The sequence below is a fragment of the Segetibacter sp. 3557_3 genome, assembly GCF_004354985.1.
In the GTDB taxonomy this organism is placed as follows: domain Bacteria; phylum Bacteroidota; class Bacteroidia; order Chitinophagales; family Chitinophagaceae; genus Segetibacter.
The window spans coordinates 395,536-420,144 of sequence record NZ_SMSK01000002.1 but is presented as its reverse complement, the minus strand read 5'-3'; the positions used below and the strand labels follow the sequence as shown (position 1 = coordinate 420,144).

The following is a 24,609-nucleotide window of genomic DNA, read 5'->3' as shown; positions in this document are numbered from 1 at the left end:
AGAAACAAAATGAGAATCAAACTGGCAGCATTCCTGGTAACAATAAGCTTTGCAGCGGGAGCACAAACATCGCGTCCGATTGAATTTAGTTTAGCGGCAGGGGTAAAAAGAAACATTTTTGAAAATGTTAAAAAAGACATCATGGCGTTCAATACCACGCCGAACTATGATCAATCATTGATAACACCGCTCGTTAAAAACAGCTACTCTTTTTTTACCTCGCTAAAGAGTTCTAAACAAGTAAACAACCGTTTCGCTATCACCAATACGGCAGGACTTGATATGCAACAACTAAACATTGAGTCAGGGTTCAAACGCGTTGCCGCTGTTCCAGGGGTGGTGGGTTATTCAAAAGAATATAGTTCGACCCTTATACCAAGACTGAAAATTGACTTTGGTGTACGCTACGATCTTGTTCAGGGCAGAAATACAACATTACAGGTTGGCTTAGCCGGAGGTCAGATGATTCGCCTTAGTGAAGCCGGATCGAGCTATTCGTTTGTGGAAGCAAACTTCTCTGTTCAATCGAAAAATATCGTTTGGTTTGCGAGTGGCTCCCTGTCACCTTATAACGTTACCCTACCGGGCTTTCAGAACTATTTCGGCAATCTCGGTGCTGATGTTATTGGTGCTTATGAATATCGCATTTACGATATCGATCTCGGAATTGCAATAAAGTTATAACAGTTAGTTTATGTAAAACGGGCGCATACCAGTAGGTATGCGCCCGTTTTTGTTTGGTAAAGCCAGTCAAACAAGCCTGCTTTTTAGAAAGCTTTCGATTGTACTACATGGCACCAGGAAGGGTTTAGCGTCAATCACCACATTGAGCAAGTTACCTGTAACCGTAAAACTGCCACGAATAGAATTCCCTAATACGCTTACATTAAAATTACCTCCGGACGAGTTAGCTGCAAATGAACCACCCTGGGCTTTAATTGCGCTATCTGCTTTCCTGAGTATATCTTCTGCCTGCCCGGTAAACGGAATAGAAAAATTACATGATGACATAACTGCTGTTTTAAGGCTTGTATCAATTTTTATACCCCTCGCGATCCACGAGGATGAACTAACATGGGCAGGAGCAAAAAAAAGCCCCGCATATTGCGGGGCCGGTATACCAACAGGTTAACGTTAGTTTATTTTACTTCTTCAAACTCTGCATCAGTTACGGTTTCGCTACCCTGCGCATCTGCTGTACCATTTGCAGACTGTCCGTCGGCACTTGGCTGTCCACCTGCATTTTGCGTTGCTTTATACATTTCTTCGCTTGCTGAGGTCCATGCCGCATTTAAGGCCGCCATGGCAGTATCTATCTGCGACAGGTCCTGCGACTTGTGGGCATCCTTTAATTGAGTGAGCGCTGATTCAATAGGCTGTTTCTTGTCAGCAGGCAGTTTGTCGCCATATTCTTTTAATTGCTTCTCCGTTTGGAAAATCAAACTATCAGCCGCATTGACTTTTTCGACTTTCTCTCTTGCTTCCTTATCTGAAGCCTCATTAGCTTTAGCTTCATTCTTCATTTTTTCAATCTCCTCTTTGCTCAATCCGCTACCTGCTTCAATCCGGATGTTGTGCGATTTGCCGGTTCCCTTGTCTTTTGCAGTCACGTGCAAAATACCATTTGCGTCGATATCAAAGGTAACTTCCACCTGTGGAACACCTCTTGGCGCCGGAGGAATACCATCCAGGTTGAAGGTTCCAAGACTTTTATTTTGGGTCGCCATAGGTCTTTCACCTTGCAGTACATGAATTTGTACACCTGGCTGGTTATCGCTGGCAGTGGAGAATACTTCGGTCTTTTTGGTAGGAATGGTTGTATTGCTTTCGATTAACCTGGTCATTACGCCGCCCATGGTTTCGATACCAAGACTAAGTGGTGTAACGTCGAGCAACAACACGTCTTTAACTTCGCCGGTAAGTACTCCACCCTGGATAGCTGCACCTATTGCAACCACTTCATCCGGGTTTACTCCTTTACTTGGTTTTTTGCCAAAGAACTTTTCTACAATTTCCTGCACCTTAGGGATACGCGTACTACCACCAACTAGGATTACTTCATTAATATCGTTAGTTGAATAACCTGCATCCTTCAATGCCAGCTCGCAAGGTTTTAAACACCTTTCGAAAAGTTTATCACTTAACTGCTCAAATTTAGCACGGCTAAGCTTTTTAACCAGGTGCTTAGGAACACCATCAACTGCAGTAATATAAGGCAGGTTGATCTCTGTTTCACTTGAGGAGCTCAATTCCACTTTTGCTTTTTCGGCAGCTTCTTTCAAACGCTGCCAGCTCATTGGATCTTTATGAAGATCGATTGCCTCGTCTTTTTTGAATTCATCGGCCAACCAATCCATGATTACTTTATCAAAGTCGTCACCGCCAAGATGTGTATCACCATTTGTTGACTTCACCTCAAATACGCCTTCACCAAGTTCAAGAATAGATACGTCGAATGTACCGCCTCCAAGGTCGAATACAGCGATTTTTTGATCAGCATGTTTTTTATCAAGACCATACGCCAGTGCAGCTGCTGTAGGCTCATTTATAATACGTCTAACATTAAGACCAGCAATTTCACCTGCCTCTTTGGTAGCCTGGCGCTGAGCATCATTAAAATAGGCAGGAACAGTGATCACTGCTTCGCTTACTTCTTGTCCCAGGTAGTCCTCGGCTGTTTTCTTCATCTTTTGCAGGATCATCGCACTAATCTCCTGCGGGGTATATTGACGGCCGTCTATGTCAATACGTACCGTATTATTGTCACCTTTAATAACTTTATAACTCCAATGTCCGGCTTCCTGGGTAATTTCATCATGTTTATGACCCATAAAGCGTTTTACGCTCATAATGGTCTTTGATGGATTGGTAATTGCCTGGCGTTTGGCCGGGTCACCCACTTTACGTTCACCGTTTGGTAAAAAAGCAACAATACTCGGTGTAGTTCTCCTACCCTCATCGTTAGCAATCACCACTGGCTCATTACCTTCCATAACTGCCACGCAACTGTTGGTGGTTCCAAGGTCAATGCCAATAATTTTTCCCATATAATATGCTTTTAAATTGATTTTCGAATTGTCTAGGCAAGTGTTCAATCATTGTGCCAACGGATTTTTCAATGTAAAAATGTCATAGGGCGAACAAACATCGGGTACACACTTACATATGGCAGGGAATAAACAACTGTATTGCAAAATCAGTCAGGCAAGTGAACGCCCAATCACGCCAACTTAGCCGAATAGTAACCGCCTTGATTTAAGCACGAATAAAAAGGTAAACACAGCCGATTACTATCGTTCGGGATGACTTACATTTCCTGGTTCAGACAGTTTTTTCTGAAGAGCCAAATGGTCGGCAGCAGCAAGGTCGCTGGCGGAGTTTCGTGTATATATGTACATCAAGAAAAAGATCAGCGCATAAGCTGCGATGTTAAACAAGGTATGATGGTCGAAGAACCGGTTGACCTGCCAGCGGCTCTGAACGGCGAGTAATAGTAAGGATACACGAAGACAATTAACTAAGAACAGACCTACCCCGCCCGCAATCGCCCAAAATAACTTTTTTTGCCACTTGCCCTCGTTAGCAAGCACAAAGGCACACCAGAAGCTTGTTACACCATAGCCGATACACGAATAAACCATTCTTACCCCGGCACCATCAACCGCCTTCAGTTTCATAGGATGTTGTACAAAAGTGTTCATTCCAAAAAGATGAGCGAAAATGTTGGAGACTTCCAGAATCGCTGTACGCCACCAGTTGATGTAATTGAGGTTGTTGTCGAGAAAGGAGCTGTAAAAACCTCCTGCCGGTGAGGTTAAACCAATAAAGAAAATAGTGCCTCCATATAACACAGCAAACCAACACAGGAATTTAATAATGTAAATGAAACCTTTGTTTTGTGGTAACCAACTCATACAATAATAATTTGCTGATTTGCCCGGCAGAATGACAGCAGGGGACCAATCCTTGATCTTTGCCTGACGTATGTGGCGAAGGTTTTCAGATATCCTTAATCGGGCAGGTGGATCTTGATGGTTTTTGTTGCGGGCCGGGGAGCGGTTTTAAACGTAAAATGTTTTTGGGTGAAGTAACTAAACGTAACCACAATTACAGTAGTAAGCATTTTCGAAACAGTTGGATAGATATTGAGCTGCTCGACAAAAATTTTGATGAAGGTATAATTTAAGGCAATACATGCCATTACTAACAGAAAATACCGGAGTAACTGCACCCGTCCTCGGAGGTTACTGGACGTGAAAACAACATAACGGCTGAGGTAAAATCCTATGGGAAAGGTAATGATGAAGGCAGTAGCAAAGGAGGCAATGTGCGGACTCATAACCAAATTGCCGAGATCGACATTTTGCTTTCTAAAAAGGTAATTGTAGCTGATAAAAAAAATGAAGATGTCGAGTGCAGTGTTAAAACCACCACAGGCGGCGTAACGGAATGTCTGAAGTGGCATCAACCTTCGAAAGAACGGATAAAACAGATCAATAAATTGCAGTATATACTTTCCCATTGCATCACATCTGAATGCCTGCGAAGTTAGGCGCTTAAATTTGTACTTTTGCCCCCCAATTGATGAGAATGAGTATCGTAGATAAAATAAGAACAGCCGCCTTCGACGCTATTGCCGCATTATACCAATATGAAGGTGCAACTACCAATATCCTGATTAATGCTACAAAACCCGAGTTTGAAGGCGATTATACTGTTGTGCTCTTTGCGCTTACCAAGCCTCTCAGGAAATCACCTGATGTGCTTGGAAAAGAACTGGGAGATCAGCTATTGCAAGATCATCCCACATTGTTTACAAGCTATAATGTGATAAAAGGGTTCCTGAACCTTGTAATTAATCAAGCCTATTGGGTCAGTTTCCTGGAAGCGCATAACGCAACAACTCAGTTTGGAAAACAGCCCGCAACAGGAAGCAAAGTAATGGTGGAGTACTCTTCACCGAATACTAATAAGCCTTTACACCTTGGCCACCTCAGGAACAATTTCCTTGGTTGGAGCATTGCAGAAATACTTCATGCAAATGGCAATGAAGTGATTAAAAGCTGCATTGTAAACGACCGGGGCATTCATATTTGCAAAAGCATGATTGCCTGGCAAATGTTTGGTAATGGTGACACCCCTGAACGCGCCGGCACAAAAGGAGATCATTTTGTTGGAGACTACTACGTTAAGTTTAACGATGAGTATAAACGCCAGGTCGAAGAGTTGGTGCAATCCGGAATAGCAAAAGAGCTTGCAGAAAAAGAAGCGCCCATTATGAAGGCAACCCAGGAGATGTTGCAACAATGGGAACAGGGTGATCCGGATGTTATGGAGCTTTGGACCCGGATGAACAGCTGGGTATATGCCGGATTCGATGTTACTTATAAACGAATCGGCAGCGACTTCGACAAAGTCTATTACGAGAGTCAAACCTATCTACTGGGCAAAGACATTGTAGAGAAAGGACTCGAAACGGGCATCCTTTATAAAAAGAACGACGGAAGCGTTTGGATAGACCTGACTGCTGACGGACTTGACGAAAAACTGGTATTGCGTAAGGATGGCACCTCTGTTTACATTACACAGGACCTTGGGCTGGCGCAACAGAAATATGAACAATTTGGCGCTGAAGAAAGCATTTACGTAGTTGGGGATGAGCAAAACTATCATATGAAGGTTTTGAAACTCATCCTGCAGAAGTTTGGCGCCCCTTACGCAAACGGCATACATCACCTGAGTTATGGGATGGTGGAGTTACCTACCGGTAAAATGAAAAGCCGGGAAGGAACAGTTGTAGATGCAGATGATATACTCGATGAGATGATCACCGTAGCGAGAGGGAAAACAGAAGAACTTGGAAAAGTAAAAGATTTCAATCCTGAAGAACTATCGGAGCTATATAATGTGCTTGGTCTTAGTGCCCTGAAATTTTTCCTGCTCCGAGTAGATCCAAAAAAGAAAATGGTTTTTAACCCGGAGGAAAGCATCGACTTCCATGGGTTTACCGGTCCATTTGTGCAGTATACCCATGCCCGGATTAAAAGCGTGTTGCGCAAAATAGAAGAAGGCCAGGGAACTATTCAAACAAATCCTGTTTTCGGGGATGGACAGGATACATTGCTGCCGCTGGAAAAACAGGTGATTTCGCAACTTGAACAATTTCCTGTAGTGGTAAGGGAAGCGGGTTCAGAACTTGACCCATCAAAGATTGCCATTTATGTATTTAACCTCGCAAAGGGCTTTAATGCCTTTTATACTGAACACTCGATTGCAAATGCTGAAACTCCGGGAAAGAAAGCATTACGTTTGAAAATTGCCTCACTAACTGCTTCAGTAATCGCTTACGGCATGCACTTATTAGGTATTAGCGTACCGGAACGTATGTAAAAAAAAGGGGCAGGTATTGAAATACCCGCCGTTGTACATTTGCAAAATTCAAACGCACATGAGAAAACTTTATCTGTAGTAGATGTTGTTATTACTATGCAGTAAATAGACGTAAAAAGTAGGAAACGCCATGAATTATTATTGTGAGTGGCGATTAAAACTGATGATAGAATTCAAGTGTTAAAATTCTGCTTTTTTCGGTTAATCTGCTTCGCCTGATAATACACCAGGCAAGGAAAACCGCAAACCTGTTGTTGCCCCCACCCTGCTATTGCTGAACGACTTCACGAAATCAATCCTGAAAACTTTAAAAATATTTTCGAGGCCTGCAAATACTTCGGTGTAAACGTCGCGATTATTGAGGTACAAGGTATTGTTTCCGCTTACTAAAAACCAGTTCAGCTTTTTAAATACCGGAATTTTATTGGTCAAAAATCCGTTCAGGTGGTACTCAACATGGGCAGTTGCCTGAAATCTTTCAGTGTTGCTGAATGAATAATATGGCATTAACTGAAAGCTGTTGAGGTAGGGTGCTGCGGTGTTGGTTTGATTACCGAAATAATGCTGGTAATCCGGAAGAAAAACCTGTTTTCTGTTTAAAAAACCACCTGCTGTAATTCTGTAATCAAACCTACCAGCAAGTTTAATATCCAGCTTATCAGTAATACCTGCCTTCCATTTGGTGTAATCAACGTCGCTTTCAAGGACGTTTTTAATTCCCGAAACAATGGATAGCGAAACAGTAGGGAACCTCGAACCTACATTAATCTTGCTTCCAGGTAATTCGATATACTTTGCTCCAGGTTGCCAGGTAAGATTAACGGATGCGATCGCAGCCTGGTGGTTCTGAAAATAAAGATTCGGGGTAAACTCCCGCTCTTTAATATCGCGCCATTTGTGCAAGGTGGTGTTTTGCAAGCCCACCCTGTCCTGGAACTGGAACCCTGCGCCAATGGTCAACCCATCTCCAAGACCCTTGCTCACCGTTAATCTTCCAAACCGGGCTTCGTACAGCTTAATCAGGTTATTTTCCCACAACAATGTGCTAAAGGTATTGGTACGGCTGGCGACCGGACTGGTGTTATCCACCTGGAAGATTCGCCGGCCACCGGAAAGCGTTACCGATGAAAGATACTTTTTGCCAAAAGTGTATGTCCCCGTTAAGTGTGCATTAAACCGTTTAGAACTAAACCCAAACCTGGCATTCGGGGTAAGCGAAAACGAGCTGCGGCCATTTTCTCTCCGGCGATAAGTGATTACCGGAGACAAGTTAATAACTGCACCTTCAACGGTGTTGAAGTTTAAGACATCGGCGAGTGCATCTACCTTAACCGAGGTATGCCGGTTTGAATTGGAAAATGTTTGCCCTGTGGTTAGCAGTGCCACAATGTTGGGTTTATTTCTTACCCTGTCAAGCGAGTCCTTATAGCGAGGATCCTGCCCGGCTAATTCGAGACTATCTTTCTTTTTATAGTCAAGTTGTTCTTCTGCCAGCAATGGCACCGGACGAATGGTATCCCAGTACAGGGCGGTTTTCTTGTTGGCACTATCGTAAACCTTCAGGATAGTGTTGTTGAAAAATCCTGGAGAGAAAGCCGGATCCAGGTTGAAATTTTCGTAGACCTGAACAAAGCTGCCTGCCGCCTTAACCCCTAACACGTCTATCGAAGGGTAAATAGTTTGTTGTTTGATCACCCAAACGTTTCCGACAGGAATATATACCTGTTCTATTTTAAGTGTATCGGCTAGTTGCATCTGGTTCTCGCGGAAAAGAAAAAGATCAACACTGTGTATACGCCAGTCGTCTTCAATGATATTTATGTAACCATTAAAAAGGGGTTCATACTTTCTCTTCGGGCTGGCTTTAATCCTATTGATCATCTTGCCACTCTCGAAGAAGGTGCCCTCAAAATGGTAATTGTAGTAATTCAATGCGCTCGATGCAATTGGTGAAATGAATCCCCTTGGGTTTAATGTAACCAGGTTGATGTTATTGGCATAAAAAGAGATAATCTGCGGGTTGCTAAAGCCAAACGCATCCTTATCACCACTTACCCTTGTAGACAAAACCTCTACCTTACTGCGTTTGTTATCTACAGAGTACCTCGCCAAAGTCTCCGACAAGAAAATCATCTTTCGTTTACTCGTATCACCATCTTCTAGGTCAACTGGCCGGCCAAAAATACGATTTGGATAGTCCCGGAAACTAAACTGTCCCTTGATATATACATCAGCCTGGAAACGCTTCAGCTCATTTTCATAATAGCTTCTTTTGCGAATAGCATTTCTGATAATCGCATATGCGGGATCTTCTCCATTTTTAATTGTAACGGCATCGAGATTATACTGCTGCTCAGCAAGCTTGAAATCAACCCGGGAATCTCCCCCGGCTACAACTACTTTTAACTCAGCCGGTTTATAGCCTATGTGTTGACAAAGGAGGGTATACTCACCTGCTGGCAGGGTAAGCGAATAGACCCCGATGTTGTTTGCCGAGGTACCCTTTGTTGTGCCCTTAATGATTACAGAGGAAAATGGTAGTGGCGCGTTTAAAGAGTCCGTAATGAGCCCGGTGACTTTGCCGGCAATAGCAAGCTGATATAAAGACAACAAAAGAAAAACAAGAAATAACCGCATATACTTACGAAAATAAGCAGGTGGATGTTAACTATGTAAAGCAAGTTTAGCAGCAAACTTTATCCCCTGTTATCACTGGATATCGGCTAACGATTTAAACAACTTTGACCCACGCCCAATTTACCATTCGTCACAGTGCAGCTTTTCAAAATGGATAACCCCCCAGGAAGGTACAGTGTCGAAAATTACGATCCATAATTAGCGGAGGGTTAGGGGATAAACAAAAACGTCTCGGCGAAATACCAGGACGTGCTTAAACTAAAATTTGCAAATGGGTTTTCATTTGCAGGAACAGATCAATTACCTTTTTGATCCGCAGGTCTATCCTCGGGCCGGTCAAGGTCAGCATCAATCTTTTTTCCTTTGAGGTCGTCTGAATCAAATTCCGGTGTTGGAGTTGGAGTGTTTTTGTCGGCTCCTTCACCTTGCTTTTTATCTTTCTGCTGCTGTACCGGTTCGTCTTTATAGTCCTGGTTATCGTTTGAAATTGGCATAAGTTCTTTTTTATAAATGGGTACCAATACTGTGCCACCAGGTTGGTTTATTAAGAACCGGTAAAAGACTCTTTGCTTGAATAAGTTTTACCGTTTACCACGGGGTAGTGAACAGCAGGAGATTGAGGATTTTGGATCATCGGCAGCAATTAGCAGACTTTCCGGAAAGCAAGTATTTAGAAAAACAATTTTGGTGATACCCGGTAAATGACCACCAAAGACCAGCGGCCGGGATCATAGCCCTGATTGGAGCGGCAGCCCCGACGTGGGTTGGCTGCGCGCTCAGCGAGGGCTACAGCGGAAAGCAGGACCAAACCAGGGATTAAAACATCTGCCGGGCTCCTGAGCCTTCTATTGCTCGTCGCAGCAAACTGCCTGTTAGTGCTCCCATTCCGGCAACCAATGCTCCTACGAATGCAGTAACCAGTACTAATGCAAAGGGAGATCCACCAAGGGGTAAGATTTGGGCTACCTTAGACGCAAGCAGATGGCCATTTTGCTGATCGATGAAAAAGGACTGCATTCCCCACAATAAAAAAAGCGCAAGAAAGCCCGCGAAAAAAGCTCTTAATGGCCATTGATATATACAAACTGCCACAATCATAGCTGCCAATGCAATCGTCCACCAGGGAAGAAATAAACACATGGCAAAAGCCAGTAGCATCGTAAGTATAAGCGCAGCTGTAAATTTCATGATTGGTTGATTATGCTTTCGAAAAGGTCATTGTCCACCTGAGCTGACCCACGTTTTTGGAAGCCGTACCTCGTGGAATAAATAGCAGCTTATAATATTTTCCGGCGGCCCAGGTGTCAATAAAGCTGTCGTAATAACGACTTCCGGGATTGCCACTTTGTCCACCAGGATATACCCCATAAGCCTCAATTTCATTAGTAAGATGAACGATCATTCGCCAGCTTGGTCCGTGGTAAGGCTTTGTTGCATTTATGATATGCACGCCGCCACCGATAGGTAAACTGTACCTGCCTAACGCCGGTATACGTAGCAGGTGCCGGACAGCAGTACTCTTGTATTTGCCCCAGGAAAGTTTTCCTGCTGTTCTAAGACTATCCAGCTGCATGGTGGATTTTGTAAGGGCACGATGGACAGCGATTTTAAGATCCTCCCTTACCGGTGTGCGAATATCATCGGCAAAGTGGTACAAAGAGTCGCGGATGATGCCTTCCAGCACCGCACTGTTATCAGGCCACTTGAGCGGCAGGTTTGCCCTTGCAAATTCGTCATTAAAAAGCGTTGACTCAAGGTTGTCCCACCAAACTTTAAAAATTGTGGGTCCGGTTTCATCGATGTCGTTCCGAAGGTTCCAGTTTTTCAGCTGGTTAACGTATGCTGCTTCCCCGGTTTGGAGCTTCGCAACATCCAGGTACTTCAGCAGCACCGGCCTTACCATTTCGGCGAAAATGTTATAGTTGTCAGTTTGCAACTGCTTCATACTATCGGCGGTGACATTAACCATATTGCCCAGCCTGCGGTTGATGATAATGCCGCGATACGGGGTGAAACTCCCACCAAGGTAATAGGGATAACTGCCATCGACAGGCAACTGGTTCGCACTACTTAAAAAACCGCGCGCCGGATTTTCCATCATAGGATTTTCATTCATCGGAATGTTGCCCTGCCACATGTACGCACTATCGTTACCGGGCATTACAAAATCGCCCTGCCTTCGCCATTTGGCAGGGAACTCACCTTGCTGCACGATGGCAATGTTGCCGTTTTTTGCTGCAAACAACATGTTTTGCCCGGGGCATTTATAAGTTGATATTGCCTCAACAAAATCGTTGTAAACTTTTGCGTGTTCAAGCTTGTTGAAAGTCAGCAATTCGTTTCCGGGGTCATGCGCCTTCCAACGAACAGCATACGACTTGCCATTGTTAAGTTTATTGCTGTAGGTGGGATCGTACATTACCGGCCCGAATAGGGTTAAGGCGATATTTTCTATAATGTCAGGCTGTCCCTTTACCCTGATTACCTCCCTCCTGTTACCTGCTTTGTGCCATGATCCATTAAACCAATATTCCTTTCTTGTTGTATCCCGGAAACGGATCTCATAATAATCTCTTACATCGCGTTGAGCGTTTGTAAAGCCCCATGCACAACTATCGTTGAAGCCAATGATTACTGATGGGGAACCGGGAAACGTTGCGCCGTATGCGTTGTAAGACGGGGTAGTGATCTGCATTTCGTACCAGAGTGATGGCAGGTTAAGGCCAAGATGCGGATCGTTGCAAAGGATGGGTTTACCACTTACTGTGCGGCTTCCTGCTACTGCCCAATTATTACTGCCATTGTCGCGATCGGGTTTTATGTTTACAGCAACCGCGGCGGTATCCCGTTCGTTATAGTAAGCTGAGTCCGCACCTACCGGCACCTTCAAGCTTAACCCGGGATTAGAAAAAACCGTTCCTTTTGGAATTACAGGATCAAGGCTATCAGCAACAACAGGATAAAGCTGTTCAATCTCCTTAACAGAAAACAGGCTTTTTGCATTGGTCATTTCAAAGTCGTTTTCACCGCCTGCAAGGTCGAACGACATATACTTTAAAAACAAAACCGACTTAAGGTTCGTCCATGGTTCGGGATGATAACCCAGCAGTTTATATTCAAGCGGAAATTTGTTGGGGGAGAGTGCACTGATGTAAGCGTTTACCCCGGCAGTATAAGCATCGGACTCAGCTTTGGTAACCGGGTTCTTTTCCATTTCTATCAGTGAAGCCTCGGCAGCCGACACCATACCTAGTCGACGGAAGTACTTATCGATCTGTACGAAGTCAGTTCCACCACTTTTTGCACCCATGATCTCGCTGAGTCTTCCTGCTGCTGCATGGGTTTGAAATTCCATTTGCCACAGCCTGAATTTTGCATGTAAGTATCCCTGTACAAAATAGGCATCCCGATCGTTAGCAGCATTTACATGTGGCACAAGCCGCTCGTCGAAACTTACCGTGACCTTGCCCGAAATGCCTGCGAGACGAAGGTCAGCATTGAAGTCAGCATCTAAAGGTTCTGCATTTTGCCAGCAGCCATGTTGGGGACTTAAGAAGGCCCCAATACGCGGGGTTTTATTTCCACCTGCCGGAAGGGGAACATTTAGAACTATGATGAGTCCTGTTGTTAGCATTAAGGAAACCAGGAATGCTATCCATTTCATATGTAGGGGTTGATGTGGAAGAATGTTTTAAAGGGTATCCGCCAGGCGGGCGCGCAAGATACCATTGAATTAAGCATTTGATGACTGATGTGAAAACTATTCGTTCTTTGCTGATCTTTGCTGCCCCTTGCCGGGAAACGAATGCACTACCTGCTTCTTTTCTGGCAGGGTCGGAACCGCTAACTTAAAACTAAGATCCGTGATGGAAGAATCAGAATACCAAAAGAATATTCTTGGGCTACAACTGCCAACTGACCCGCGTTGGGTTGACCTTGCCAGTATTTCACTTCAGGCTATACTTACCGATCACGCATACTGTGAACAAAAAGCAGCTACAAGTTGCATTTCACTGATTCAAAGATACCCGGAAAAGGAAAAACTTGTGAATGAGCTATCACCGATAGTAACTGAAGAATGGGGACACTTCAGGCTGGTGCTCGGCGAATTGCGGAAAAGAAAATTATCGCTTGGCAAACAGCGGAAAGATGAATATGTAAACAAGCTAATGACCTTCCAGGTGAAGGGAGGAAGTGAGGAAGATTTTTTTCTTGACAAACTCCTGATTTTTGCTTTGATAGAAGCAAGAAGTTGCGAACGGTTTAAACGACTCAGTGAGGGCTTAAACGATGAATATCTTTCCAATTTTTACCGTCGGTTTATGGAAAGCGAGGCAGGCCATTATGCATTATTTATCGACCTTGCTGAGACATATATCGATCCGGCAAAAGTGAGAACGCGATGGAGGCAGTGGCTGGAGTTTGAAAAGCAGGTGATGGATGAAATGGAAGTAAGGGGCGACCGGATGCACTAATACAGGTATAACCGGGCTATCATAATGATTGTATTTGCGGCATTATACTATTGGATCATACAGGCCTTTCAATGAAGAAGATGAACATTGGGCCCGCAATTAGCATTGCAACGACCTTATAAGACAAAAAAAATCCCGGGAAAGTCCCGGGACAAATTTTATAACCAGCCTTCGAAAACTATTTGCCTTTGGCAGCAGCTTTCTTTGTAGCACCTTTCTTAGCTGTAGGTGCAGCAGCGGCTTTTTTGGTAGCGGCTTTTTTAGGAGCAGCAGCAGCCTTTTTAGGAGCAGCAGCTTTCTGAGGAGCAGCAGCTTTTTTTGCGGTAGCAGCCTTTTTCGGCGCAGCAGCTTTTTTAGGAGCGGCCGCAGCTTTTTTAGGCGCAGCAGCAGCCTTTTTAGTAGCTGCTTTTTTTGCAGTTGCCATGTTGTAAAATTTAGTGGGTTAGTAAATAAGTATTAAAAATAATTACTTATTTTTTAATCCCAAAAAAATTTTACGTATGTAACTATGCGGAAACCACTGATACTGTTGTTCTTTCGTTGCGTCCGCGCTTGAATTCAACCAGGCCATCCGATAAAGCGAACAAGGTAAAATCCTTGCCAACACCTACATTTTTACCGGGATGATAAACGGTTCCACGCTGACGGATGATGATGTTGCCGGCAGTAGCTGGTTGACCACCAAATATTTTTACACCGAGGCGTTTGCTTTGTGAGTCGCGGCCATTTTTTACCGAACCTTCACCTTTTTTGTGAGCCATACAAAACTGTTTTTATAAATTTTATAATTCCGAAAGCGGCATATTCAAAAGAATAAAACCGGTTCTCAAAATAACTAAATGATCCAGGTCTTTAAGGTTAGCTTAATCTTATACCTGCCGACCACTAAGATCCGCATGCATAAATTAACAAGCTTTAACAATTAAGCGATGCTTTCGATCTTAATTCTTGTGTAGAACGTACGATGTCCATGTTTTTTACGGAAGCCTTTTCTCCGCTTCATCTTAAAGGCGATTACTTTATCACCTTTAATCAGGTCGGATACAATCTCAGCTTTCACAGTTGCTTTCACATCCGCACCGGCAGAAAAGTTGCCATCACCATTTACTAAGAGCACATCACTGAATTCCACCTTGTCTCCTGACTTACCCTGCAGGTGAGGTACGTATAAGCTCTGACCGGCTTCTACTTTAAATTGCTGTCCTGCGATTTTTACTACTGCAAACATAACTAGTCCAAAATTAGGTTTGCAAAGGTATGGGTTTACAGTTTAAAGCAACACGAAAAAAGAAAAATTTCCGGCGAATTGTTTTAAACTTTCCCGCCACCCTGCCGGCCTTGGATTTAGTGTGCCCTGATTATATTTGTTGCCCGGTATATGCCGCAAAAATACGATGAACGTAAAAACTCTTGTTGCAAAACCTTTTGCGCTTTACATCAGCAACCAGGTGAAAAAAGGCATGGACAGTGCTGTTGAGGACCAGGAGTCGATCCTGAAATCACTTGTAAAAACCGGCATGATCACCCAATTTGGCCAGGATCATGATTTCAACAAGATAAGCTCCCATGCGGATTATGCTTCCGCTGTTCCCATTAGGGATTATGAACAGCTAAAGCCCTATATCGAAAAAATCAAGGCCGGCAAACAAAACGTATTATGGAAGGGCAAGCCCATTTATTTTGCTAAAACCAGTGGCACAACCAGTGGGGTGAAATACATCCCGATCACCAAAGACTCGATATCAAATCATATTAATACGGCCAGGAATGCCCTGTTATGCTATATGGCCGCAAGTGGCAACTATGCTTTTGCCTCGGGCAAACTCATCTTTCTAAGCGGCTCACCGGTGCTTGAACGCGTTGGCGACATTCCAACCGGCCGTTTGAGTGGGATTGTAAATCACCATGTGCCGGGCTATTTACGCACCAACCAGTTACCAGGCTATGAAACCAACTGCATTGAAGATTGGGAAACGAAGCTGGACAAGATCGTTGAAGAAACCATCAACCAGAACATGACCCTCATCAGCGGAATTCCACCCTGGATGCAAATGTATTTCGACAGACTTAAACAAGTCGGTGGCAAGCCTATCGGTGAGCTGTTTCCGAATTTGTCGGTCATTGTGCAGGGAGGTGTAAACTTCGAACCTTACAAAGCAAAGTTGCTGGATAGTATCGGCCGGCCCGTTGATACCATTGAACTATTTCCTGCCTCAGAAGGCTTCTTTGCCTTCCAGGATAATTACCGCGAGCCGGGCCTGTTACTAAACACAAATTCCGGAATATATTACGAGTTTATACCCGCAAATGAAATTAACCGGGAAAACCCAACCAGGCTCACTTTACGCGATGTTCAGGTGGGCGAAAACTACGCACTGATCATCAGCAATAATGCAGGATTGTGGTCGTACAACATCGGCGATACGGTTAAATTCCTAAGTGTTCGCCCCTATCGCCTGCTGGTTAGCGGTCGCACCAAACACTTCATTTCGGCATTTGGCGAGCACGTGATCGCCGAGGAAGTAGAACATGCCTTGTTGACGGTTGCCAATGAAGAAAACGTGCAGGTAACAGAATTTACCGTTGCTCCGTTTATTGAACAGGCGCAGGGCAAAAGCTATCATGAATGGTTTATCGAATTTGAAAACCTGCCTGCCGACATGGACGCTTTCGCCAGGAAAGTTGACGATCGCCTTAGAGCAAAAAACGTTTACTACGACGACCTGATTGCAGGAAATATACTTCAGCGCTTAAGAATAGCCAGGGTAAATAAAAATGGTTTCCGCGATTATATGAAGAGCATTGGTAAACTTGGAGGGCAAAATAAGGTGCCGAGGCTAAGCAACGATCGCAAACTTGCCGACAGTCTGAAGCCATTTATATTCCATAATCATTAACAATTGGGTTTGCATCATCCATTATCTTTACCGCCCGACTAATAAACAATCATGTCTCAAAAAAGAATTGCAATATTTGGTTCAACAGGCTCCATTGGTACACAGGCTCTAGAAGTAATAGCAGCTAACCCAAATTTATTTTCTGCTGAAATCCTTACTGCCCAAACCAACGAAGAACTGCTGATTACCCAGGCCTTGCAATTCAACCCGAATATTGTAGTAATTGGTGACGAGAAGAAATACAACAAGGTAAAGTCGGCCCTCGAAAAAACACATATCAAAGTATTTGCAGGTGAAATTGCGCTTGAAGAGGTTGCTGCAATGGACTGTTACGACCTGATGCTGGCTGCGATTGTAGGTTATGCGGGGCTTAAACCTACACTACAGGCGCTCGAAATAGGCAAGCCTATTGCCCTGGCAAATAAAGAAACCCTGGTTGTTGCGGGCGATATCGTAATGCAAAAAGCAATTGAAAAGCGAGCCGCCGTTATCCCGGTCGATAGCGAACACTCTGCCATTTTTCAATGTCTTGTTGGCGAAACTCGTAACAAAATTGAACAGGTTATTCTTACTGCCAGTGGTGGACCGTTCAGGGGAAAGAAGCCCAATTTTTTGGTTAACGTAAAACGCGATCACGCGCTGCAACACCCTAACTGGACCATGGGTGCGAAAATTACGATTGATAGTGCTACCCTGATGAACAAAGGGCTGGAGATGATTGAAGCAAAATGGTTGTTCAATTTAAAACCAGATCAGATAAAGGTTGTTGTCCATCCGCAAAGTATTATTCACAGCATGGTCCAGTTCGAGGATGGCAGCATAAAGTCGCAAATGGGTTTACCCGACATGAAGCTGCCGATCCAGTATGCACTGGCCTTTCCGCAACGCATACCGAATGACTTACCACGCTACAATTTTAAATCTGTTTCCACACTTACTTTTGAGGAACCGGATCTTAAAACGTTTAGAAACCTGGCGCTGGCAATCGAGGCATTAAACAAAGGCGGTAATATGCCCAGCATATTAAATGCTGCAAACGAGATAGCCGTTTATGCATTTTTACGCAACCGGATTGGGTTTCTCGACATGACAGAAGTGGTGGAACAAACAATGAGTAAAGTTGCGTTTATAGAGTCGCCAACACTTGATGAATACTTTGAAAGTGACGGTGAGGCCAGGAGTTTTGCGGCATCGCTTATCCAAATGTAACCAGCCAAACCAACGGTTTTTTATGGACCCGGCTTTAGGTTGGCTATTTGGCAGCCGTTGCGTCGCACTCTTGTACGGTATCGGCAATATCAACAAAATACAAACCCGAGTTACGCTGCCGGCGCATGGTCTATATCAATCAGGTATTCTGGCAAGCTTAAAAAGTTTTAGTAATAGACAGCCTATCCCCTGTCTGAATTTTTAATTAACAAATCTTCCGCCTTGCGGAATTCGGTTCTATGACATTATTAGCAATTGACTGGAGCAGCGTCGCAGTTAAAACAGGCCAGTTTATATTATCATTTTCCATCCTTGTAGTGCTCCACGAAATGGGTCACTTTTTTCCGGCGAAGTGGTTTAAATGCCGGGTTGAGAAGTTCTACCTTTTCTTCAATCCATGGTTTAGTTTATGGAAAACCAAAAAGGGCGAAACCGAATACGGTTTGGGCTGGGTTCCGTTTGGAGGTTATGTAAAGATCTCGGGAATGGTAGACGAAAGCATGGATAAAGAACAGATGAAGCGACCGCCCGAGCCACATGAATTCAGAAGCAAGCCGGCATGGCAACGACTTATTATCATGATCGGCGGTGTGGTGGTAAACATTGTACTTGCCATTGTTTTATTCATCATGCTTATGTACGTATGGGGCGAAGAATACCTGCCTGCAAAAAACCTGAAGTATGGTGTCTATGCCGACTCACTCGCCCGCAGTATTGGTATTCAAAATGGTGACAAACTGATCTCCATCGACGGACGCCCACTTGAAAACTTTGGAACAGTTGAAGCAGAGATTGTATTGAAAGACGGTAAAAACCTGTTGGTTCAAAGGGGTAACGAAATGGTTAACATTGCCATACCCGACGATTTTATCAAAAAGTTGAACAAAAGCAAACTTGAGGGCTTTGTTGACATTCGTTTTCCGGCGATTGTAGACAGTGTAGGACCTCAGGCAAAATTTATTTCCGGCAAGTTGGAAGCCGGCGACCAGATTGTTGGATACAATAACAAGTCCGTACAATTTTTTGATGAGATAAAGGCGGAGCGGCAGAAGATCAAAAACCAGGAAGTAAATGTAGCCGTGCTCCGTAACTCCGATACGGTTAACCTAAGGTACTTTGCCGACGAAAAGAAAACAGTGCTGTTTTATCCCAAGAGCCCTGCCGAGTTGTTTGGCACAACCGTGAAGAAGTATACCTTGATGGAGTCGATCCCCGCTGGTTTTACCAAGTGTTTTGAAACGCTGGGCAGATATGTAACCGGGCTTAAACAATTGTTTACCGGAAAGGTAAACGCCAGCGATTCCCTTGGCAGTGTTATTAGTATCGGTAATACTTTCCCGGGTGTTTGGGACTGGCAAAAATTCTGGACACTGACGGCAATCTTTTCGATTATACTTGCCTTTATGAACATCTTGCCGATACCTGCACTTGATGGCGGACACGCGCTGTTTACGATTGTAGAAATGGTAACCGGCCGTAAACCCGGCGATAAGTTTATGGAATACGCACAGATGGTAGGAATGATCTTGTTATTGGGTATTATGGCGTATGCGCTGGGTCTCGATTTCTGGCGACTCTTCAGGTAAGCATTGCAGCAACCTGGTTTGAGATCTTGTTAAAAGTATCGTTGTTAGGAAAAGATTTTATAAGTTTGCAGACACAAATTACCTGGGGCTGTATTGGTTTTGACAGCATAGGTTGTTGTAGGTATAAGCATGCAGTGCGTTGGGCAATTAGCACTTAAATCTGAAGGCTCAAACAATAAAAGGCGAAAATACTTACGCCATGGCTGCCTAATTCAGAGAATTAGCACTCATTAGGGCCGGGATAGCAGGCTGACCTGTTGCCACGCTTCCCCGCCGACTCAAAAACAAAACAGGGTGCTGCTACAAAAGGCTGTGATTGTAGCTTAAGACCATACAGCTAAGGAGGTGATTGGTTCGTCCGGTCCCGGCTGCCTCCCGACAAATAATTCCGGAATAAGCATGTAGAAGGCTTAGGGCAGATATGTTTGGACAGCGGTTCGACTCCGCTCAGCTCCACCCCTCAATGATCAAAGAAAGCTTGCAATTTTGCAGGCTTTTTTCGTTTTACGGTCTACCAGTATACTCCATGCATTCTCCGCCTGTACTAGTTTTATTACCTTCTCTAACGTTGGTCCTTAAGCCCCAATAGTCCCCCGCTTCTTTTAAAACAACCAAGCCCCAGAACCTAACGGCAATCTTCCAATTAAATAATGGCGGCCGTGCTATCGGATAAACTGGAATAACCCGCTATCTACTAATCCTAATTGCGGCAATATTAATCAGGATAATATTCCAAAAGTTAATTGTCTACAAATTTGGTAGACTAAAAATGCTGCTATATGTTTGCGCGGCTTAACGGAAAAGCTTTCCTGTTAAGATCAATCAAGGCAACTGATAATTAACTAAACCAAAATGAAGTTTACAACCCTATTCCTTGTATTGCTGTTTCCCATTCTTTCGAATGCCCAGGTGATTGATACAGCCAACAACCAAACAAACAACCCCGTAATCAATGCGACCATAACAGGTAAAGTTGTTTCCAGCCGTACAAATGAGCTGTTGGCGGGTGCCTCGGTATCTATTAAAGGCACTACCAATGGATCTACAACGAATGCTGGCGGTGAGTTTGCGCTGATAACAGGTCAAAAGTTGCCATTCACGCTTATCGTTTCGTTTTTAGGTTATACCAGGAAAGAATTAGTTATCAGTGAAAGTAAGGTGACCATAAAGCTTGACGAAAATAGCGCAGAACTCGGCGGTGTTGTTGTAACCTCCCGGCGTCGGGAAGAATCTGTCCAGGATATTCCAATTCCAATTTCCGTGGTAAGTGGCGCCAAGGCCGAAGAGGCGGGAGCATTTAACGTTAACCGCTTGAAGGAATTAATTCCATCGGTTCAGCTCTATAGTTCCAACCCACGGAATACAGGTATCAATATTCGTGGGTTAGGCTCACCATTTGGACTTACCAACGACGGGCTGGACCCGGGAGTTGGCTTTTATGTGGATGGTGTTTACTTTGCCCGACCTGCCGCAACAACGCTCGACTTCATCGACGTGGAACGTATTGAAGTACTAAGGGGACCGCAAGGAACCTTGTTCGGTAAAAATACCACATCGGGTGCCTTTAATATAACCACCCGTAAACCAAGCTTTAATCCAGGAGGCAACTTCGAACTAAGCTATGGCAACTACAGCTATGTTCAGGCAAAAGCATCGATAACCGGTCCACTAAGCAAGAAATTTGCTGGGCGTATATCGTTCTCGGGCACAAACCGGAACGGTTTAATACAAAATATCGCCACCGACAAAGCTACCAATACGATCAATAACTTTGGTATTCGCGGTCAACTGTTGTACAAGCCTTCAGAAAAAACAGCTTTAACCCTGGTTGTTGATAATACACGGCAGCGGCCCGACGGCTACGCCCAGGTAGTTGCAGGAGTAGCAGAAACCAAACGCCCGGCTTATCGCCAGTTCAATGCCATCATTGCTGACCTTAATTACAAGTTGCCAAGTCTGAACCCTTTTGACCGGGTTATTGACCATGATAGCCCATGGAACTCCGGCAATGACCTGGGAGGCGCATCACTTAATGTAGACATAAAGTTGGGACCAGGAACCCTTACTTCTACTACAGCATGGCGCTACTGGAAATGGGATCCATCCAATGACAGGGATTTTACCGGATTGCAATCCCTGAGAAAATCAAATAATTATTCCAAGCAGGACCAGCTTTCGCAGGAAATCCGGTATTCGGGGGAGATATCCTCACGGGTAAGTGGGGTTGTAGGCCTATACGCGATCAACCAGGAGGTGCAGTCTGATCCCGTTACAATTGAAGAGGCCGGAACTGCTACGTGGCGTTTTCAACAGAGCTCAACCAGCGCTTTATGGAAAACGCCGGGGCTTTTTGAAGGCTTTGGCATCAGAACAAGACAGTCAATTAAGTCGTTGAGTGCCGCGGCTTTTGCAAATGTTGACTGGGAGATTGCCAAAGGCTTACACGTTTTACCGGGGTTACGATTCAACCTTGACAAAAAGGATGTGGTATATGATCGAACCACGTATGGTGGACTTGATACTGCCAGGTACAATGGATCACAAGCCGACAAGGTTGCCCTGCAAGGCTTTAAAGAAGCAGTTTACAGCAACCAAGCTTACAATGCCGACGCCAACGAAAATAACCTGACCTACCAACTTACACTTGCATACCGGCCAAACAAGCACATCAACGCATTTGCAACTTACTCAACCAGCTTCAAGCCTATTGGGGTAAATGTAGCCGGACTGCCGGTGGTTAATGGCGCCCCGGCACTTGAACTTGCCGTAATAAAACCAGAATATCTGAAACACTATGAGATTGGCATTAAAAGCAATCCAAGCGAACAGCTGACCCTAAATCTTGTACTGCATAACTCCGACATTAAAAATTACCAGGCAAACGTGCAATCTGCTCAACTTGGCGTAAATCGTGGCTACATCGCCAATGCTGAGAAGGTAAACGTGAAAGGGCTCGAATTCGATGGAAGTTTTAGGGCAAACCGCCATTTTTCGTTCAACGGTGCTCTGGCGTATACAGAAGGAACTTATGTGCAGTTCACAAACGCGCCATTGCCCCTCGAACAAACGGGTGCAACAGAAAACGGGGTGCAAAAAGCATTTAAAGACATCTCCGGTGGCGTATTACCCGGTATTTCAAAATGGTCAGGCTCACTTGGTGGCGAGTTTATTAAGCCAGTGACCATTTGGGAGAACAACGCTAATTTCTTTATAGCACTAGACAGTTATTTTCGCTCCCGTTTTTCGTCCAGCCCATCCCCTTCATCCGTTTTAAACATTGATGGTTATGCTCTTGTAAATGCAAGATTGGGTTTCAGGGCAAGCAAGGGACTTTCAGCCTTTATCTGGTCGCGAAATTTGCTGGATAAAAATTATTTCGAACAATTGTTGCCGGCGGGTGGGAATGCCGGTCATTACGCAGGGGTATTGGGTGACCAACGAACGTATGGAGTTACCATGCGTTATTCTTTGTAATCGTGCACGTTTAAGCAAGAGCAGTATCACAGCTGCCCAAAGCGTTGCCTTTGAACTGAGCGTAGCAAGGATGTGCCATAGCGAACGATCGCTGGTCACCAAAAGAAAACACATTGATCGGAGGAGCTCCTTTAACTGAGGCCTGAACTTTCTTTCGTATTAAGCAGTAACGATTTTTCTTTTATGCAACGCCAGCCAGGAAAGTATGGCACTGATTAACATGAGGATCGCGCCCACTAAGAACGGGGCACCTGCGAATTGCACCGGAGCCGCGGGACCTGTAAACCATGCAAACAAGTGCGTCATAAGAAGTGGCCCCACGATGGAGGTTGCACTCATTACGCTGGTAAGCGCGCCCTGGAGTTCGCCCTGTTCATTAGCCGGAACCTCGCCGGATATAATACTTTGGAGTGCCGGACCTGCAATACCGCCCAGACAGTACGGCACAAGAAAGGCAAACATCATCCAGGTTTGTGAAGCAAAAGCAAACAGCATAAGTCCCAGGGCATACATGATAAGACCGACATAAATACTTTTTTCGTTGCCCAATCTTGGGTTAACGATCCGGATAAGTCCGCCTTGAACCAGTGCAACAAGTAGCCCTACCATACCCAGCGAATAACCGATCATAGCTTCACTCCATTGAAATTTTTCGATGTTGATATAGGTCCAGGTGCTTTGCACGGCGTGCGATGCAATATAGATGAGTACAAAAGCGCCAATTAGTCCTCCCATTGAAGGATATCGGCGCAACTGAACCAGTGATCCGAGCGGGTTGGCCCGCTTCCAGCTAAAAGGGCGGCGATTGGCTTTGTCTAGCGACTCAGGTAAAACGAAGTAGCCGTACAATGCATTCAGGAGCGCAAGCCCGGCCGCAACCAGAAATGGAACACGCGAACCAAAGCCGCCCAGTAAACCGCCTATAACCGGACCAATGATAAATCCGAGGCCAAATGCCGCTCCCACCATTCCGAAGTTTTGTGCACGGTCCTTATCGGTACTAATGTCGGCGATGTAGGCCGTTGCGGTGGTGAAGCTTGCTCCAGTAATACCAGCGATAAGCCGGCCGGCAAAGAGCCACCAGATCGTGGGCGCGAAAGAAAGAAAAAGATAATCGATGCCAAACCCCAGCAACGAAAACAGCAATACGGGTCTCCGGCCATATTTATCGCTCAGGTTACCTAAAACGGGCGCAAAAAGAAACTGCATGATAGCATACGCAAAAGTTAGCCAGCCACCCCACTCGCTTGCTGCACTAATATCGTCGTGTATAAGTTCGGTGATTAGTTTTGGAAATACCGGGATGATCAGACCCAGCCCCGTAACATCGATAAGAAGGGTGATGAAAATGAAGCCCATTGCTGCTTTACGCGAGGTAGCCATTAGTTGGATCGGTTTGTAAGAAGCGCAAAGTTGCAGTAATTTAACTTACAGGTGAGGTTAAGATCATGCATCAGAGGGCTGGCACGTAACCTGAATTTTTAGAATGCTAATGCTTTAATGCGTTGATTACACCTGATTTGTAGACTGAACAGCGTTTACCTCGTTATATAAAAAACATACCAGTTAACAAAATTGAAGATAGCCGGGTGGCATATGGTTTGAAACCAGTGACTATCAAAAGCCCACCTATGGATGAGTTAACGCCATTTTTTGTTGAGTACCGGTATAATAATGGATTACACATTGCAGAAGTAAAGCCATGTTGCCAGGAAGAGGACATCTTTTATTATGATGTTTCAATAAACAACGAATACCAGTTTACCATTACGCCAAGTTCAAAACCCGGAGACGAGTATAGCTGGCGACTGGCACTTAAAAATGCTGATAAACCTATTGACCCCGCGATGATCCAATTGATAGGCGAGCAAATTGATGCATACCAGATGAGTTAGGGTGCATGATCAATTAAGTATTCCAAAGGACGCTAACGCTCTGGCC

The 24,609-nt window shown here is 44.6% G+C and carries 20 protein-coding genes and 1 other RNA gene; 9 read left to right on the top strand and 12 right to left on the bottom strand.

Annotation, left to right across the window (positions count from 1 at the left end):
* Positions 1-9: 9 nt before the first annotated feature.
* On the top strand, positions 10-684 hold the full coding sequence (locus EXU57_RS06085) for a hypothetical protein (RefSeq protein ID WP_133267285.1): 675 nt from the start codon (positions 10-12) through the stop codon (positions 682-684).
* Between the two features lie 66 nt (positions 685-750).
* On the opposite strand, the gene EXU57_RS06080 is transcribed toward EXU57_RS06085, so the two are convergent.
* The 4 genes from EXU57_RS06080 to EXU57_RS06065 all read right to left on the bottom strand — a co-directional run bounded on the left by EXU57_RS06080 (position 751) and on the right by EXU57_RS06065 (position 4,522).
* Entirely contained in the window at positions 751-1,011 is a 261-nt protein-coding gene (locus EXU57_RS06080; RefSeq protein WP_133267284.1) for a hypothetical protein, read from the bottom strand.
* A 128-nt stretch (positions 1,012-1,139) separates the two neighbouring features.
* Positions 1,140-3,047, bottom strand: a complete 1,908-nt coding sequence (dnaK, locus tag EXU57_RS06075) for a molecular chaperone DnaK (RefSeq protein WP_133267283.1) — start codon at positions 3,045-3,047, stop codon at positions 1,140-1,142.
* Between the two features lie 243 nt (positions 3,048-3,290).
* Positions 3,291-3,914, bottom strand: a complete 624-nt coding sequence (locus EXU57_RS06070) for an exosortase/archaeosortase family protein (protein ID WP_133267282.1) — start codon at positions 3,912-3,914, stop codon at positions 3,291-3,293.
* Between the two features lie 95 nt (positions 3,915-4,009).
* A complete protein-coding gene (locus EXU57_RS06065; RefSeq protein ID WP_133267281.1) occupies positions 4,010-4,522 on the bottom strand; it encodes a GtrA family protein in 513 nt (170 codons plus the stop codon).
* 68 nt (positions 4,523-4,590) lie between these two features.
* On the opposite strand from EXU57_RS06065, the gene argS reads away from it, so the two are divergent.
* Positions 4,591-6,390, top strand: a complete 1,800-nt coding sequence (gene argS, locus EXU57_RS06060) for an arginine--tRNA ligase (protein ID WP_133267280.1) — start codon at positions 4,591-4,593, stop codon at positions 6,388-6,390.
* A gap of 201 nt (positions 6,391-6,591) precedes the next feature.
* Here argS and EXU57_RS06055 read toward each other — a convergent pair whose 3' ends face one another.
* The 4 genes from EXU57_RS06055 to EXU57_RS06040 all read right to left on the bottom strand — a co-directional run bounded on the left by EXU57_RS06055 (position 6,592) and on the right by EXU57_RS06040 (position 12,691).
* Positions 6,592-9,027 (bottom strand): DUF5686 and carboxypeptidase regulatory-like domain-containing protein, encoded by a 2,436-nt coding sequence (locus EXU57_RS06055; RefSeq protein WP_133267279.1) that lies wholly within the window; start codon positions 9,025-9,027, stop codon positions 6,592-6,594.
* Between the two features lie 296 nt (positions 9,028-9,323).
* Positions 9,324-9,521, bottom strand: a complete 198-nt coding sequence (locus EXU57_RS06050) for a hypothetical protein (protein ID WP_133267278.1) — start codon at positions 9,519-9,521, stop codon at positions 9,324-9,326.
* A 322-nt stretch (positions 9,522-9,843) separates the two neighbouring features.
* A complete protein-coding gene (locus EXU57_RS06045; protein ID WP_133267277.1) occupies positions 9,844-10,215 on the bottom strand; it encodes a hypothetical protein in 372 nt (123 codons plus the stop codon).
* Positions 10,216-10,225: 10 nt separating this feature from the next.
* On the bottom strand, positions 10,226-12,691 hold the full coding sequence (locus EXU57_RS06040) for a penicillin acylase family protein (RefSeq protein WP_133267276.1): 2,466 nt from the start codon (positions 12,689-12,691) through the stop codon (positions 10,226-10,228).
* A 202-nt stretch (positions 12,692-12,893) separates the two neighbouring features.
* Here EXU57_RS06040 and EXU57_RS06035 point away from each other — a divergent pair, with 202 nt between their 5' ends.
* Positions 12,894-13,502 (top strand): tRNA-(ms[2]io[6]A)-hydroxylase, encoded by a 609-nt coding sequence (locus tag EXU57_RS06035; protein ID WP_133267275.1) that lies wholly within the window; start codon positions 12,894-12,896, stop codon positions 13,500-13,502.
* A 178-nt stretch (positions 13,503-13,680) separates the two neighbouring features.
* On the opposite strand, the gene EXU57_RS06030 is transcribed toward EXU57_RS06035, so the two are convergent.
* The 3 genes from EXU57_RS06030 to rplU all read right to left on the bottom strand — a co-directional run bounded on the left by EXU57_RS06030 (position 13,681) and on the right by rplU (position 14,730).
* A complete protein-coding gene (locus EXU57_RS06030) occupies positions 13,681-13,926 on the bottom strand; it encodes a hypothetical protein (protein ID WP_133267274.1) in 246 nt (81 codons plus the stop codon).
* Positions 13,927-14,008: 82 nt separating this feature from the next.
* Positions 14,009-14,263, bottom strand: coding sequence for a 50S ribosomal protein L27 (gene rpmA / locus EXU57_RS06025; protein ID WP_133267273.1), 255 nt, complete (start codon positions 14,261-14,263; stop codon positions 14,009-14,011).
* A gap of 161 nt (positions 14,264-14,424) precedes the next feature.
* Positions 14,425-14,730 (bottom strand): 50S ribosomal protein L21, encoded by a 306-nt coding sequence (gene rplU / locus EXU57_RS06020; protein ID WP_133267272.1) that lies wholly within the window; start codon positions 14,728-14,730, stop codon positions 14,425-14,427.
* A gap of 166 nt (positions 14,731-14,896) precedes the next feature.
* On the opposite strand from rplU, the gene EXU57_RS06015 reads away from it, so the two are divergent.
* From EXU57_RS06015 to EXU57_RS05995, 5 genes are all read left to right on the top strand, one after another.
* A complete protein-coding gene (locus EXU57_RS06015) occupies positions 14,897-16,399 on the top strand; it encodes a GH3 auxin-responsive promoter family protein (RefSeq protein ID WP_133267271.1) in 1,503 nt (500 codons plus the stop codon).
* Between the two features lie 51 nt (positions 16,400-16,450).
* Positions 16,451-17,608: a 1-deoxy-D-xylulose-5-phosphate reductoisomerase gene (locus EXU57_RS06010; protein ID WP_207955403.1), complete on the top strand. Its 1,158-nt coding sequence runs from the start codon at positions 16,451-16,453 to the stop codon at positions 17,606-17,608.
* Positions 17,609-17,847: 239 nt separating this feature from the next.
* Positions 17,848-19,194 carry an RIP metalloprotease RseP gene (gene rseP / locus EXU57_RS06005; protein WP_133267269.1) on the top strand — a complete coding sequence of 449 codons (1,347 nt, stop codon included), beginning with the start codon at positions 17,848-17,850 and terminating at the stop codon, positions 19,192-19,194.
* 84 nt (positions 19,195-19,278) lie between these two features.
* Positions 19,279-19,653: a transfer-messenger RNA gene (gene ssrA, locus EXU57_RS06000) on the top strand.
* Between the two features lie 393 nt (positions 19,654-20,046).
* A complete protein-coding gene (locus EXU57_RS05995) occupies positions 20,047-22,668 on the top strand; it encodes a TonB-dependent receptor (RefSeq protein ID WP_133267268.1) in 2,622 nt (873 codons plus the stop codon).
* Positions 22,669-22,827: 159 nt separating this feature from the next.
* On the opposite strand, the gene EXU57_RS05990 is transcribed toward EXU57_RS05995, so the two are convergent.
* Positions 22,828-24,051 carry a TCR/Tet family MFS transporter gene (locus EXU57_RS05990; protein ID WP_133267267.1) on the bottom strand — a complete coding sequence of 408 codons (1,224 nt, stop codon included), beginning with the start codon at positions 24,049-24,051 and terminating at the stop codon, positions 22,828-22,830.
* 248 nt (positions 24,052-24,299) lie between these two features.
* On the opposite strand from EXU57_RS05990, the gene EXU57_RS05985 reads away from it, so the two are divergent.
* On the top strand, positions 24,300-24,563 hold the full coding sequence (locus tag EXU57_RS05985) for a hypothetical protein (RefSeq protein WP_133267266.1): 264 nt from the start codon (positions 24,300-24,302) through the stop codon (positions 24,561-24,563).
* Positions 24,564-24,609: the final 46 nt, after the last annotated feature.

What these genes read in the sequence shown, in the direction of transcription:
- EXU57_RS06045 (WP_133267277.1), bottom strand. Translation starts at nt 10,215, where the DNA reads ATGAAATTTACAGCTGCGCTTATACTTACGATGCTACTGGCTTTTGCC.
- EXU57_RS06065 (WP_133267281.1), bottom strand. Translation starts at nt 4,522, where the DNA reads ATGGGAAAGTATATACTGCAATTTATTGATCTGTTTTATCCGTTCTTT.
- EXU57_RS06015 (WP_133267271.1), top strand. Translation starts at nt 14,897, where the DNA reads ATGAACGTAAAAACTCTTGTTGCAAAACCTTTTGCGCTTTACATCAGC.
- EXU57_RS05990 (WP_133267267.1), bottom strand. Translation starts at nt 24,051, where the DNA reads ATGGCTACCTCGCGTAAAGCAGCAATGGGCTTCATTTTCATCACCCTT.
- EXU57_RS06050 (WP_133267278.1), bottom strand. Translation starts at nt 9,521, where the DNA reads ATGCCAATTTCAAACGATAACCAGGACTATAAAGACGAACCGGTACAG.
- EXU57_RS06030 (WP_133267274.1), bottom strand. Translation starts at nt 13,926, where the DNA reads ATGGCAACTGCAAAAAAAGCAGCTACTAAAAAGGCTGCTGCTGCGCCT.
- dnaK (WP_133267283.1), bottom strand. Translation starts at nt 3,047, where the DNA reads ATGGGAAAAATTATTGGCATTGACCTTGGAACCACCAACAGTTGCGTG.
- rseP (WP_133267269.1), top strand. Translation starts at nt 17,848, where the DNA reads ATGACATTATTAGCAATTGACTGGAGCAGCGTCGCAGTTAAAACAGGC.
- EXU57_RS05985 (WP_133267266.1), top strand. Translation starts at nt 24,300, where the DNA reads ATGGATGAGTTAACGCCATTTTTTGTTGAGTACCGGTATAATAATGGA.
- EXU57_RS06070 (WP_133267282.1), bottom strand. Translation starts at nt 3,914, where the DNA reads ATGAGTTGGTTACCACAAAACAAAGGTTTCATTTACATTATTAAATTC.
- rplU (WP_133267272.1), bottom strand. Translation starts at nt 14,730, where the DNA reads ATGTTTGCAGTAGTAAAAATCGCAGGACAGCAATTTAAAGTAGAAGCC.
- EXU57_RS06035 (WP_133267275.1), top strand. Translation starts at nt 12,894, where the DNA reads ATGGAAGAATCAGAATACCAAAAGAATATTCTTGGGCTACAACTGCCA.
- EXU57_RS05995 (WP_133267268.1), top strand. Translation starts at nt 20,047, where the DNA reads ATGAAGTTTACAACCCTATTCCTTGTATTGCTGTTTCCCATTCTTTCG.
- EXU57_RS06080 (WP_133267284.1), bottom strand. Translation starts at nt 1,011, where the DNA reads ATGTCATCATGTAATTTTTCTATTCCGTTTACCGGGCAGGCAGAAGAT.
- EXU57_RS06040 (WP_133267276.1), bottom strand. Translation starts at nt 12,691, where the DNA reads ATGAAATGGATAGCATTCCTGGTTTCCTTAATGCTAACAACAGGACTC.
- argS (WP_133267280.1), top strand. Translation starts at nt 4,591, where the DNA reads ATGAGTATCGTAGATAAAATAAGAACAGCCGCCTTCGACGCTATTGCC.
- EXU57_RS06055 (WP_133267279.1), bottom strand. Translation starts at nt 9,027, where the DNA reads ATGCGGTTATTTCTTGTTTTTCTTTTGTTGTCTTTATATCAGCTTGCT.
- EXU57_RS06010 (WP_207955403.1), top strand. Translation starts at nt 16,451, where the DNA reads ATGTCTCAAAAAAGAATTGCAATATTTGGTTCAACAGGCTCCATTGGT.
- rpmA (WP_133267273.1), bottom strand. Translation starts at nt 14,263, where the DNA reads ATGGCTCACAAAAAAGGTGAAGGTTCGGTAAAAAATGGCCGCGACTCA.
- EXU57_RS06085 (WP_133267285.1), top strand. Translation starts at nt 10, where the DNA reads ATGAGAATCAAACTGGCAGCATTCCTGGTAACAATAAGCTTTGCAGCG.